The following is a 13101-nucleotide window of genomic DNA, read 5'->3' on the forward strand; positions in this document are numbered from 1 at the left end:
GGCGGCGTACGGGCACTTCGGTCGGACGGATGTGGAGTTGCCGTGGGAGAGCACGGACCGGGCGGACGCCCTCCGCGCCGCCGCCGGCGCCTGACACCCGCCTGATCCGGCCGCCGGCGTGCTCGGCCGGTGATGCTTCGCAGGGGTCCCCGCCCAGGGGACCCCTGCTTTTATTCTGCCGGCGGGGTCCGACAATTTCGGGCCGGTAGCCATCGCGGCAAGCTCCGGCTCCTGAAGCCTCCGCAGCCCGCTCCGTCCCGGAACTGCGGCGACCGGCGCGGTTCCCGACGCCGCCGGGGCCGGCTCCGCCGGCTCGGGAAGCAGCGGAGGCAGGCTCCGCCGGCTCCGGGTGCTGCGGCGGGTTTCGCCGGTCCCGGGAGCCGCTGCGGCCGGCTCCGCAGGCCGGGTGCCACTGCGGCCGGATTCGCCGGTCCCGGGAACGGCTGGAGCCGGCTCCGCTCGCCCCGGAGAGCATCGCGGCTCCCGAAGCCTCCGCAGCCGGCCCGGTCGCCCCGGAGGCCATCGCGGCCGGAGCATCGCGGCCGGCCCGTGACGCCCGGACTGTCGGTGGGCGCCGGCAGGTTGCCGTCCGTGACCCGCCCCGTGACCGGCCCCGTGCCGCCGCTGCTGCGCAACCCGGCGTTCCGCCGGTACTTCCTCGCCCGCACGTCCTCCCACCTCGGCGACGGCCTGATCTCGATCGCCCTCCTCTTCGGCTCGCTCCGCCTCGGCGCGTCCCCGACCGACCTCGGCCTCGTGCTGCTCGCCGGCCGGCTCCCCGTGGTCGTCTTCACGCTCGCCGGCGGGGTGGTCGGCGACCTCCTGCCCCGACGCGCCGTCATGCTCGCCGCCGACGTCGTCCGCTGCGCCTCCCAGGGCCTCACGGCCGCCCTGCTCCTCACCGGGACCGCGGCCCTCTGGCACCTGGCCGCCCTGCAGGCGGTGGCGGGCGCGGCGCACGCGTTCTTCACCCCCGCGGCGGCCGGGCTGGTCGCCGACGTCGTCCCCGAATCGCAACGCCGACAGGCCAACGCCCTGGTCAACGCCGCCCAGAACGCCGCCACGCTCATCGCGCCCGTGGTGTCGGCCGCGCTCGTGGCCACGGTCGGCCCGGGTGTGTCGTTCGCCGTGGACGCGGCCACGTTCGCGGTCAGCGCCGCCGCGCTCCTCACCCTCCGGGCCCCGGACCGGTCGGTGCCGCGACACCCCGCCCCCCTCGACGCCGTGCGGCACGGGTGGCGCGACTTCCGCTCCCGCCCCTGGTTGCAGGCGACCGCGGTGCAGGTCGCCGTCATCAACGGCGTCTGCACCTCCCCGTTCCTGGTGCTCGGGCCGATCGTCGCCGACCAGCGCCTGGGCGGCCCCCTGGCCTGGGCGTTCATCGGCAACGGGTACGCCGTCGGCGCGTTGCTGGGCAGCACCGCCGCCCTGCGCCGGCGACCGCGACGCCCGCTGCGGGTCGCGGTCACGATCCCCGCCGCCCTCGCCCCGCTGCTGGTCCTGCTCGCGGCCGGCGCGCCCACGGCGGTGCTCGCCGCGGCCGCCGTCCCGGCCGGGGCGCAGTCCGCCCTGTACGCCGTGCTCACCGACACCGCGCGGCAGGTGCACGTGCCCGCCGACCTGGTGGCGCGGGCCACCGGCTTCTCGACCGTCGTCGGCCTGGCCGCCGCGCCGGTGGGCATGGCGCTGGCGGGACCGGCGGCGGAGCGCGTCGGCACCGGCACCGTGCTCGTCGTCGGGGCGGCGGTCGCCGTGCTGAGCGCGCCGCTCGCGCTCGCCGTCCGCTCGGTCCGCGACCTCCCGGCCGAACCGGAACCCGCGACCACCCGGACGTGATCTTGCCCTGTCCGAACAAGTGTTCGATAATGGGCGCATGACTCCACGTCCCGTCCTCCGGCCCCGGGTTGTGAGCGGCCCGGTCGGTCTCTGGTAGACCTCCTCCCGTGGCGGGCAAGGCGACTACCAGGCGCGGCGAGCAGGTTCCCGCCGCCGTGCTGCCGGTCGCCCGCGTGTGCGTGGACGTGCCGCTGGCCCACCTCGACCGGCCGTTCGACTACCAGGTGTCCACCGAGCAGGACGCCGACGCGGTGCCCGGCTGCCGGGTCCGGGTCCGGTTCGCGGGCCAGCTGGTGGACGGCTACCTGCTCGAACGGGTGGAGTCGTCGGAGTACGAGCGGAAGCTGACGTTCCTCGACCGGGTGATCTCGCCCGAGCCGGTGCTCGCCCCGGAGGTGGCCGAGCTGGCGCGGGCGGTGGCGGACCGGTACGCCGGGTCGTTGATCGACGTGCTGCGGATGGCCATCCCGCCCCGGCACGCGCGGGTGGAGGCCAGGCCGTCCGGCGAGCCCGCGCCGGCGCCCGAGCCGCCGTCGGACGAAGGCTGGGCGCGGTACCCGTTCGGGCCGAACCTGCTGGACGCGCTGCGCTCGGGCCGGGTCGCGCGGGCGGTGTGGCAGGCCCTGCCCGCCGAGGACTGGCCCGCCCGCCTGGCCGAGGCGGCGGCGTCGGTGGCGAGCACGGGCCGGGGCGCGCTGGTGGTCGTGCCCGACCACCGGGACCTGGCCCGGCTGCACGCGGCGTGCGCGGCGCTGGTGGGCGAGGCGGGCGTGGTCACGCTGTCGGCCGACCTCGGGCCGTCCGAGCGGTACAAGCGGTGGCTGGCCGTGCGGCGCGGCGCGGTCCGGGTGGTGCTGGGCACGCGCGGCGCGGCCTTCGCGCCGGTGCGCGACCTCGGGCTGGTGGCGGTCTGGGACGACGGCGACGACCTGCACGCCGAGCCGAGGATGCCGTACCCGAACGTCCGGGACGTGCTGGTGCAGCGCTCCCACCTCACCGGGGCGTCCCTGCTGGTCGGGGGGTTCGCCCGGACCGCGGAGGCGCAGTTGCTGGTGGACAGCGGCTGGGCGCACGAGGTGGTCGCGGCCCGGGACGCGCTGCGGTCCGTGGCGCCGCGGGTCGCGGCGGTGGGCGACCATGAGTGGCAAGAGGTCAAGGACCCGGCGGCCCGGTCCGCCCGGCTGCCGTCGATCGCGTTCGACGCGGCCCGCGCCGCGTTGTCGGCGGACACCCCGGTGCTGATCCAGGTGCCGCGGCGCGGCTACGTCCCCGCCCTGGCGTGCGGTCAGTGCCGGTCGCCCGCCCGGTGCCGCCGGTGCGCGGGCCCGCTGGCCCTGCCGGGCGGCACGCAGGACGGCGTGCCCAGGCCCGCCTACTGCCGGTGGTGCGGCGCGACGGAGGCGGCGTACCGCTGCCCGAACTGCGGTTCCCGGCGGCTGCGGGGGCAGGTCATCGGCGCGCGGCGCACGGCCGAGGAGCTGGGGCGGGCGTTCAGCGGCGTCCCGGTCCGCACGTCGGGCGGTGACGAGGTGCTGTCGACGGTGCCGGGCGGCAGGTCCCTGGTGGTGGCCACGCCGGGGGCGGAACCGCTCGCGGAGGGCGGCTACGGCGCGGCCCTGCTGCTGGACGGGTGGGCGCTGCTCGGCCGGGCCGACCTGAGGGCGGCGGAGGAGACGCTGCGCCGCTGGATGACGGCGGCGGCCCTGGTCCACGCGGCCGGCCGGGTGGTCGTGGTCGCCGACTCCTCGCTCGCCCCGGTGCAGGCCCTGGTCCGCTGGGACCCGGTGTGGCACGCCCGGCAGGAGCTGGCCGCCCGGACCGAGCTGGGTTTCCCGCCCGCCGTGCGGATGGCGACCGTGGACGGCGCGCCGGACGCCCTGGCCGGGGTCCTGGAGGAGCTGCGCCTCCCGCCGACGGGCGAGGTGCTGGGCCCGGTGCCGCTGTCGGAGGACAGGGAACGCGCGCTGGTCCGGGTGTCCCGCGCCGAGGGGCGGGCGCTGGCCGCGGTGCTGGGCGAGGTCCTGGCCGTGCGCAGCGCGCGCAAGGAGCCCGACGTGGTCCGGGTGAAGCTGGACCCCCTCGAAGTCCTCTGAACCGCGCCCGTCACCCGACCCGGTCAAGTCCGACCCCGCGGAGGTACAGCTTTCCGGCGCGGTGGAGTAGAAGGGAACGATGCTCCGGTCGACTGTCACCAGCGTCCTCGCATCACTCCTGGTCCTGCCGCTCCTGTCCACCGCCGCCACCACCGCCTCGGCCCGCACCGCTGCCGACGCGCCGCGCGTCCCCGAAGCCGTCGGCTTCGGCGGCGTCGTGTCCAGCATCGACCCCGACGCCTCGCAGATCGGCGTCGACGTGCTGCGCCGCGGCGGCAACGCGGTGGACGCCGCGGTCGCCGTGGCCGCCGCGCTGGGCGTGACCGACCCGTTCTCCGCCGGCATCGGCGGCGGCGGGTTCTTCGTGCACTACGACGCCCGCACGCACCGCGTGTCCACAGTGGACGGGCGGGAGACCGCCCCCGCGTCCGCCGACGAGAACCTGTTCGTGGAGGGCGGCGCGCCCATCCCGTTCGCCGACGCCGTGACCAGCGGCCTGTCGGTCGGCGTGCCCGGCACGCCGCGCACCTGGCAGCGGGCGCTCCGGGAGTGGGGCACCTGGTCCCTCGACCGGGCCATCCGCCCCGCCGAGGACCTGGCCCGGCGCGGGTTCACCGTCGACGCCACGTTCCACCGCCAGGTCGCCGACAACGCGGCCCGCTTCGCCGACTTCACCTCGACCAGCGCGCTCTACCTGCCCGGCGGCGCGCCGCCCGCGGTCGGCAGCACGTTCCGCAACCCCGACCTCGCCGACACCTACCGCCTGCTGCGCAAGGACGGCGTGTCGGCCTTCTACCGCGGCGAGCTGGCGCGCGACCTGGTCGGCGCGGTCCGCCGGCCGCCGGTGGCCGCGGGCGTGACCCGGCAGGTCCGGCCCGGCGACCTCACCGAGGCGGACCTCGCCCGGTACGACGCGCCGCTGCGCGAGCCGACCCGCGTCCGCTACCGCGGCTTCGACGTGGTGGGCATGGCCCCGCCGTCGTCCGGCGGCACGACCGTCGGCGAGGCGCTGAACATCCTGGAGAACACCGACCTGGGCGCGGAGACCGAGGTCGGCTACCTGCACCGGTTCCTGGAGGCGAGCCGGCTCTCGTTCGCCGACCGCAACCGCTGGGTGGGCGACCCGGCGTTCGGCGACGTGCCGACCCGCGAGCTGCTGTCCCAGCGGTTCGCCGACAGCCGGGCCTGCCTGATCTCGCCGACGGCCGCGATGCCCGGCCCGGTCGCGCCCGGCGACCCGCGCCACCCGACCCCGTGCGCCGCCGCGGGCCAGGCGGTCGAGACGCCGTACGAGGGCACCGACACCACGCACCTGACGGTCGCCGACCGCTGGGGCAACGTCGTCGCCTACACGCTGACCATCGAGCAGGAGGGCGGCAGCGGCATCGTGGTGCCCGGCCGCGGGTTCCTGCTCAACAACGAGCTGACCGACTTCTCGTTCACGCCCGTCACGCCGGGCGTGCCGGACCCGAACCTGCCCGGCCCCGGCAAGCGCCCCCGGTCGTCCATGTCGCCGACGATCGTGCTGCACCACGGCGAGCCGGTGCTGGCGCTCGGCTCGCCCGGCGGCGCGAGCATCATCACCACGGTCCTGCAGGTCCTGACCCGGCGGCTCGACCGCGGCACGCCCCTGGTCGAGGCCATCGCCGCGCCGCGCGCCTCGCAGCGCAACGCGGCGAACACGCAGGCCGAGGCGTCGTTCCTGGCGACCCCCGAGGCGCAGGCGCTGCGCGACCTGGGTCACCGCTTCACCTCGACCGCCGAGATCGGGGCCGCCACCGCGGTCGAACGCCTCCCCGACGGCCGCTGGCGCGCGGCGGCCGAGACGACCCGGCGCGGCGGTGGCGCGGCACGGGCGGTGTGGCCGACGCCGTGACGCGGCGGTGGTCCCGACGTCGTGGCCGGCCTCATCCCGCGGGATGAGGCCGGGCCGCTACTCCGAGCGGACGCCCGCCGACGCCCGTCCGGCGCACCCTGGTGGCAGGACGAGCGACGGAGGAGCGGGACATGACCACGATCACCATGACGACCCCGGTCGGAACCTCGCCCCGGACCCGGTTCGGCGCGGTTCCGGCGACGCGACCGGTGTCCGCGACGCGGGCGGTTGCGGCGGCGGAGCAGGCTTCCACAGCCACAGCCACAGCCACAGCCACGGCCACGGCCACGGCCACGGCCACGGCTGCGACGACGGCTGCGGCGGGCGCTGCCCCGACGACGGGCGCGGCTGCGGTGACGGACGCGGCTCCGGCTGCGGCGGTGGCTGCGGGTGCGGTGGCGGCGGCGGGTCGGGTGTCGGCGGCGGAGCGGGCTTCGGCGGCGGGAGTGGCTGCGGGCACGGGGCTGCGGACGCCGGCGGCGGTGCGGTTCCTGGGCCACCTGGTGGCCGCGCTGGTCGGCGTCGCCTTCCTCGGCCGTGACCTGGAGCACTGAGCGGGCTTTCGTAGACTGGGACTTCCCCCAGGCTGCGAGGAGTGCGCGTGACCGTCCAACCGATCCGGCTGTTCGGCGACCCGGTGCTGCGGACGCCCGCCGTCGAGGTCACCGACTTCGACGCGGAACTGCGCAAGCTGGTCAAGGACCTGTGGGACACGATGAGCGACGCCGGCGGCGCGGGTCTGGCCGCACCGCAGCTCGGCGTCGGGCTGCGCGTGTTCACCTACCACTGCGACGGGTTCGCCGGGCACCTGGTGAACCCGACGTTCGACGTCGTCGGCGAGGAGGAGCAGGACGGCCCGGAGGGCTGCCTGTCGATCCCCGGCCTGTCGTGGGACTGCCGCCGGCACCGGCACGTGGTGGCCAAGGGCTGGAACATGCACGGCGAGCCGATCGAGGTCGAGGGCACGGACCTGCTGGCGCGCTGCATCCAGCACGAGACCGACCACCTCGACGGCGTGCTGTTCCTCGACCGCCTGGACGACCGGACCCGCAAGGAGGCCATGCGGGCCATCCGGCAGCAGCCGTGGTTCGACGGCGGCGTGCCGACGATCAAGCAGTCGCCCCACCCGCTGTTCGGGGGCTGACGGGCGGCCGGCGCGCTCGCGCGCGAGCCGGCCCGGTGGCGCTCTCCTAGACTTGCGGTCTGCGGTCCCGCAGGAGAAGCGAGGAGAGTGCGTGTTCGTCCACCAAGCCCGGCCGTCCCGTCCCCGTCCCGACGCGCGCCGCGGAGGGGCCTGACATGCGGCTGGTCTTCGCGGGCACGCCCGAGGTCGCGCTGCCGTCGCTGCGGGCACTGCTGGACTCCGACCGGCACGAGGTCGTGGCCGTCGTCACCCGGCCGGACGCCCCGGTCGGCCGGGGCCGCCGGGTCGAGCGGTCGCCGGTCGCGGCGCTGGCCGACGAACTCGGCATCGAGGTGCTGACCCCCGCCAAGGCGGGCGACCCGGCGTTCCAGGCGCGGCTGCGGGAGCTGGCGCCGGACCTGTGCCCCGTGGTGGCCTACGGCGCGCTGCTGCCCGAGTCCGCCCTGGCGATCCCGACCCACGGGTGGGTGAACCTGCACTTCTCCGTACTGCCGGCGTGGCGTGGCGCGGCCCCCGTGCAGGCGGCGGTCCGGCACGGCGACGACATCACCGGCGCGACCACGTTCCGCATCGTCAAGGAGCTGGACGCCGGGCCGGTGTTCGGCGTGGTGACCGAGCGGGTGCGCGACCGGGACACGTCCGGCGACCTGCTGGGCCGGCTCGCCGAGTCCGGCGCGAAGCTGCTGCTGTCCACTGTGGACGGCATCGCGGACGGGACGCTGCGGCCGGTCGAGCAGCCCTCGGAAGGCGTGAGCTACGCGCCGAAGGTGACCGTGGAGGACGCCCGGCTCGACTTCGCCGCGCCGGCCGCCGCCCTCGACCGGATCGCCCGCGCCGTGACGCCGGACCCCGGCGCGTGGGCGGAGTTCCGCGGCGAGCGGCTCAAGCTCGGCCCGGTCCTGCCGGTCGACGACGACGTGCCGCTCGCGCCGGGCGAGATCCGGGTGGAGCGCAGGCGGGTGCTCGTCGGCACGGGCACCGGTCCGGTGGCGCTGGGCGACGTGCAGGCGCAGGGCAAGAAGCGGATGTCGGCGAACGACTGGGCGCGCGGCGTCCGGATCGAGGCGGGGGAACGGATTTCATGACCCAGAGGTCTTCGCGTCCCTCGCGGCCCCGACGGGCGCACCCGCCGCGCGGCCGCACCGGTCCGGCCCGGCCCCCGGCGGAGGACCCGGCGCGGCAGGCGGCGTTGGACACCCTGCGCGCCGTCCGGCAGCGGGACGCCTACGCGAACCTGGTGCTGCCGGGCATCCTGCGGGAACGTCGGATCACCGGGCGTGACGCGGCCCTGGCCACCGAACTGGCCTACGGGGCGCTGCGCGCGCAGGGTTTGCTGGACGCGGTGCTGGCCGCCTGCACCGACCGGCCGCTGTCCGAAGTGGACGGTGCGGTGCTGGACGCGCTGCGGTTGGGCGCGTACCAGCTGCTGCGCACCCGCATCCCGGCGCACGCGGCGGTCGCCTCCACGGTCGACCTGGTGCGGGCGGACCGCGGTTCCGGCGCGGCGGGGTTCGCCAACGCCGTGCTGCGGCGCGTCACCGGGCAGGACGAGGCGGCGTGGGTCGAGGAGGTCGCGCCCGACGAGGACACCGACCCGATCGGGCACGTGGCCATGGCCAACGCCCACCCGAAGTGGATCGCGCAAGCGTTCGCGGAGGCGCTGGGCAGCCGGGGCGAGCCGCTGCGCCGGGCGCTGGCCGCCGACGACGCGCGGCCCGCGGTGCACCTGGCCGCCCGGCCCGGCGAGTGCAGCGCGGACGAGCTGGCCGCCATGACCGGCGGCGAGGTGGCCCCGTACTCGCCGTACGGGGTGCACCTGGACGCGGGCGCGGGCGACCCCGGCGACCTGGACCCGGTGCGCGAGCGGCTGGCGGCGGTGCAGGACGAGGGCAGCCAGCTGTGCGCGGTGGCGTTGACCAGGGTGCCGGTCGAAGGGCCGGACGAGCGGTGGCTGGACCTGTGCGCGGGACCGGGCGGGAAGGCCGTGCTGCTGGGTTCGCTGGCGCGGCTGTCCGGCGCGTCGCTGGACGCGGTGGAGAAGGCCCCGCACCGGGCGGACCTGATCCGCAAGGCCGCGGGCGACCTGCCGATCACCGTGCACGTCGCGGACGGCCGCGAGTCGGGGCTGCCCGAGGGCGGGTTCGACCGGGTGCTGGTGGACGCGCCGTGCACCGGGTTGGGGGCGTTGCGGCGTCGGCCGGAGGCGCGGTGGCGGCGGCAGCCGTCGGACGTGGCCCCGTTGGCGCGGTTGCAGCGCGAGTTGTTGACGTCGGCGTTGGGCCTGGTCAGGCCGGGTGGCGTGGTGGCGTACGTGGTGTGCTCGCCGCACCTGTCCGAGACGGTGGGCGTGGTGGCCGACGTGGTGCGGCGCACCGGGGTGGAGCGGGTGGACGCGCGCGAGTTCTTCCCCGGCGTGCCGGGGTTGGGCGACGGGCCGCAGGTCCAGCTGTGGCCGCACGAGCACGGCACGGACGCCATGTTCTGCGCCATCCTGCGGCGGCCCGTGTGACCGGTGGGGGTTCGGGCGGACCGGCCGGCGGGGCTGGTGACGCGGTCGGCGGTGGGTCGGTCGGCGGTGGGCCTGCCGGTGATGGGTCTGCGGGTGGTGCGGGCGGCGGGTCGGTCGGCGGTCGAGCGGCCGGCGGTGGGTCTGCCGGTGGCGCGGTTGGCGGGTCGGCCGGCGGTGGGGCGGCCGGAGGGGCGCGGCCCGTGCTCGGGCTCGTCGCGTCGGCGGCGGGCGGGGTGGAGCGGTGGTTGGTCGACGGGCTCGCCCGGCCCCTGGCGCGGCGGTGGCGGTTGGCGGTCACGTTGACGCCGTCGGTGGCGCGGTGGCTCGAACCGCAGGTGGCCGCGCTCCAGGCGTTGACCGACCTGCCGGTGCGGTGGACCTCCCGGTTGCCCACCGAGCCCAAGCCGCACCCGGTGCCGGACGCGTTCGTGTTCGCGCCGGCCACCGCGAACTCGCTGGCGAAGCTCGCCCTCGGGATCGGCGACAATCAGGCGCTCACGGTGCTGTGCGAGGCGTTGGGCAGGCGGACCCCGATGGTGCTGCTCCCGCAGTTCTCCGACGACCAGGCCGCCCATCCGGCGTTCGCCGGCCACCTGACCGTGCTGCGCGCCGCCGGAGTGGTGCTCGCGTCCGACCACGGATCGGTGATCCGTGAACTCGATCGGCTCGTGTCATTCGTCGGATCAGGTGAAAACCGTGGTAACGGCGCGAGTGGCTGAATTGACAGTCAGTCGAGACGCGTAGCAGTCTTGATTGTGTCGAAATTGTACGGCCGGGATCGTGAATGGGCTTCGGTTCTCCGCTTCCTGTCCGCGCCCGGTGGCCTGCTGGCCATCGACGGCCCGCCGTGCTCCGGCAAGACCTCCCTGCTGCGCGACGCCGTCGCCGCCGCCCGTGACCGGGGCTACGCCGTCGTGCTCGTCGCCGGCGACCACCTGACCGACGTGCCGGACCGGGTGCCGGACGGGCCGCGTCCGCTGGTCGCGATCGACCAGGCGCACCACGACCCGGCCGCCCTGCTCGCGCTGCTGCCCCGGCTGGCGGAGCGGCGCGTCACGACGTTGCTCGCGCTGTCCTCCGCGCCGGCGGACGCGCATGTCCGGTGCGCGGTCACGGTGTGCGGGGAAGTGCTGCGCCTCGGCCCGCTGGACGACGACGCGGTCGAGCGGATGGTCGCGGACCTGGTGGGCGCGGCGCCGCACCCCGAGCTGGTGTCGCTCGTCGCGGGCGCGGGCGGCGATCCGGGGCTGGTCGCCGATCTCGTGGCCGGGTTGGTCGACGAGGGCAGGGTGGAGGTGCGCGACGGCGTGGCCCGGCCGCGCGGCGGGTGGCCGCCGCGACGGGTCGGGACGGCGGTGGCCGGTCGGGTGGGGGCGTTGTCGCCCAGGGCCGCGCAGGTGCTGCGGGTCGCGGCGGTGGTCGGCCGGTCGTTCCGGTTGCGGGACGTGGCCGTGATGATGGACGAGACCACGGGGTCGCTGCTGCCCGCGGTGGACGAGGTGCTGGCGTCCGGGCTGGTGGTGGCCGTGGAGGAGCGGCTGGAGTTCGCGTCCCACCTGGTGTGGCGGGCGGTCGTGGACTCGATGCCGGGGGCGGTGCGGAACGCGTTGCGGCACGACGCGGAGGTGTTGCGCGTGGTGCCGGCCGAGGCGGACTGGGTGGTCGGGCCCGGGGTGGCCGAGCCGGGGGCCGGTGTGGGCGAGGCGACCGAGGACGGGGTGGTCGAGGGAGGGGTGGCCGAGTCCGGGGTGGTCGAGGGCGAGGCGACCGAGGGAGGGGTGGCCGAGTCCGGGGTGGCCGAGTCCGGGGTGGTTGCGCCGGGGGCCGGTGTGGGCGGGGTGGCCGGGGCCGAGGTGGTCGAGGGTGGCGGAGCGTCCGGGGTGGGGGGCGACGACCCCGGAGACGCGGCGGTGCGCGCGGTGCGTTCGCTGGCGGTGAGCGGCACGCTCGGCTCGGCCATCGCGTTGGCCCGCGAGAGCCTGGCGCGCGGGGTGCCCGCCGGTGCGGCGGCGGAGCTGCACGTGGTGCTGGCGGGGATCCTGCTGGCCGACGGGCGGCCGGCGGACGCGGCGTCCGAGATGGAGCACGTGCTGACCACGCCGTCCGTGCCGCCGCCGTTGCGCCGGCTGGCGGAGGCGGGTCGGCTGTTGTCGCTGTACTTCGCCACCGGCAGCCGGGCGCGCGCGCACGCGTTGTCGGTGCTGACCACGCGGGACCGGGAACCGGGCGACGCGGACGTGGTGATGGCCGCGACGGTCCACTCGTGCCTGGAGTGGAGCGCCGGGAAGCTCGCCGAGGGCATGTACTGGGGCCGGGAGTCGACCCGGTGGGAGCTGGACCGGCCCACGGCGTGGTGGCAGTCGCAGTCGGCGGTGTCGTTCGCGTTGAAGCTGTCGGCGCTGGGGGAGTTCGAGCAGGCCGAGCGGTTGGTGCGGGACGACGTGTCGTCCGACGACGCGGCGGTGCGGGCCGGCGCGCCGACGGCCCGGACGATCGCGCTGGCCAGGGTGCTGGTCCAGGCCGGGAAGGTGAACCGGGCGCTGGCGGCGGCCCGGCGCGGCCTGTCCACCGCGCGCGACCGGGGGCTGCGGATCCTGGTGCCGCTGGCGTCGACGGTGCTGGCGACGGTGGCGTTGCACCGGGGTGAGGTCGCGGCGGCGGCGGAGCACGTGCGCCGGTACCGGGCGGACCTGGCGGCGGGCGAGGCGGTGCTGCACTCGGGGCAGTACGACTGGGTGGAGCTGCTGCTGGCGCACGCCCAGCACGGGCCGGAGCGGGCGGCCGAGCTGGCGCGGGAGCGGATGGCCGACCTCGACGGCGCGCGGCGGATGCTGATCGAGGAGCCGGGGGCCGCGCCGTGGCTCGTGCGGCAGGCGACGGCCGTGGACGACCGGGAGCTGGGGCGTGAGGTGGTCGGCGCGGTGGAGCGGTTGGCGGCCGACAACCCGGGGTTCGCGGTGGTGGCGGTGGGTGCGGGGCACGCGCGGGCGTTGCTGGAGCGGGACGCGGTGGGGCTCGCGGACGCGGCGCGTCGGCACCGGCACCCGTGGGCCAGGGCGAACGCCTACGCGGACCTCGCGGCGGTGGTGGGCGAGGAGGGGGACGCGGAGCGGGCGGCCGTGCACACCGGGTTCGCTTCGCGGATCTTCGAGCAGATGGGGGCGGAGGGGGAGTTGGCGCGGTTACGGGGGGACGAGGCGGGTGGCGCGGGGGGTGGTGAGGAGTGGCGGTTGTTGTCGGGGGCGGAGCGGGACATCGCGTTGTTGGTGGGGGCCGGGATGACGAACCGGCAGGTGGCGAAGCAGCTCTACCTGTCGCCGCACACGGTGAACTACCACCTGCGGGGGATCTTCCGGAAGCTCGGGATCAGTTCGCGGGTGGAGTTGGCTCGGGTGGCGCACTCGCAGGAGGGGGTGGAGGTGTCGCCGGGGTGAGGTCGGGTGGGTCCGGTGGGTCGGGTGGGTCTGGTGGTGTGGTCGGTGGTGGTGTCGGTGGTGGTGTCGGTGGTGGTGTCGGTGGTGGTGGTGATGGGTGGCGGTGGTCTGCCGGGGGTGGGTCCGGCTCGATTTGACATGGGGCCCGTACGAGCACCCCAGGCAGGCCGTAGCCGGCAGGCCCGGCGGGGAAAAGCGTCCCGCCAGGC

Annotated in this window: 10 protein-coding genes; all 10 read left to right on the plus strand. The window is 76.6% G+C overall.

Going from position 1 to position 13101, the window contains the following annotated elements; genetic code table 11:
- Positions 1–591 precede the first annotated feature (591 nt).
- Positions 592–1836, plus strand: a complete 1245-nt coding sequence (locus ACFXGA_RS36565) for an MFS transporter (RefSeq protein WP_378096499.1) — start codon at positions 592–594, stop codon at positions 1834–1836.
- A 107-nt stretch (positions 1837–1943) separates the two neighbouring features.
- A complete protein-coding gene (locus ACFXGA_RS36570; RefSeq protein WP_378096502.1) occupies positions 1944–3929 on the plus strand; it encodes a primosomal protein N' in 1986 nt (661 codons plus the stop codon).
- 79 nt (positions 3930–4008) lie between these two features.
- Complete coding sequence (gene ggt / locus ACFXGA_RS36575; RefSeq protein WP_378096505.1) at positions 4009–5805, plus strand: gamma-glutamyltransferase; 1797 nt, start codon at positions 4009–4011, stop codon at positions 5803–5805.
- 380 nt (positions 5806–6185) lie between these two features.
- Positions 6186–6359, plus strand: coding sequence for a hypothetical protein (locus ACFXGA_RS36580; RefSeq protein WP_378096508.1), 174 nt, complete (start codon positions 6186–6188; stop codon positions 6357–6359).
- A gap of 47 nt (positions 6360–6406) precedes the next feature.
- Positions 6407–6949 carry a peptide deformylase gene (def, locus tag ACFXGA_RS36585; RefSeq protein WP_378096511.1) on the plus strand — a complete coding sequence of 181 codons (543 nt, stop codon included), beginning with the start codon at positions 6407–6409 and terminating at the stop codon, positions 6947–6949.
- 155 nt (positions 6950–7104) lie between these two features.
- Positions 7105–8034 (plus strand): methionyl-tRNA formyltransferase, encoded by a 930-nt coding sequence (gene fmt, locus ACFXGA_RS36590; RefSeq protein WP_378096514.1) that lies wholly within the window; start codon positions 7105–7107, stop codon positions 8032–8034.
- Positions 8031–9458: an RsmB/NOP family class I SAM-dependent RNA methyltransferase gene (locus tag ACFXGA_RS36595; RefSeq protein WP_378096517.1), complete on the plus strand. Its 1428-nt coding sequence runs from the start codon at positions 8031–8033 to the stop codon at positions 9456–9458. The genes fmt and ACFXGA_RS36595 overlap by 4 nt, the downstream gene beginning before the upstream one ends.
- A 200-nt stretch (positions 9459–9658) precedes the next feature.
- A complete protein-coding gene (locus ACFXGA_RS36600; RefSeq protein ID WP_378096520.1) occupies positions 9659–10177 on the plus strand; it encodes a flavoprotein in 519 nt (172 codons plus the stop codon).
- A 36-nt stretch (positions 10178–10213) separates the two neighbouring features.
- Complete coding sequence (locus tag ACFXGA_RS36605) at positions 10214–12892, plus strand: LuxR C-terminal-related transcriptional regulator (protein ID WP_378096523.1); 2679 nt, start codon at positions 10214–10216, stop codon at positions 12890–12892.
- A 24-nt stretch (positions 12893–12916) separates the two neighbouring features.
- The coding region (locus tag ACFXGA_RS36610; RefSeq protein WP_378096526.1) for a hypothetical protein at positions 12917–13101 on the plus strand (185 nt) is incomplete at its 3' end.

Source organism: Actinosynnema sp. NPDC059335 (assembly GCF_042752395.1).
Lineage (GTDB): Bacteria > Actinomycetota > Actinomycetes > Mycobacteriales > Pseudonocardiaceae > Actinosynnema.

What these genes read in the sequence shown, in the direction of transcription:
- ggt (WP_378096505.1), top strand. Translation starts at nt 4,009, where the DNA reads ATGCTCCGGTCGACTGTCACCAGCGTCCTCGCATCACTCCTGGTCCTG.
- fmt (WP_378096514.1), top strand. Translation starts at nt 7,105, where the DNA reads ATGCGGCTGGTCTTCGCGGGCACGCCCGAGGTCGCGCTGCCGTCGCTG.
- ACFXGA_RS36595 (WP_378096517.1), top strand. Translation starts at nt 8,031, where the DNA reads ATGACCCAGAGGTCTTCGCGTCCCTCGCGGCCCCGACGGGCGCACCCG.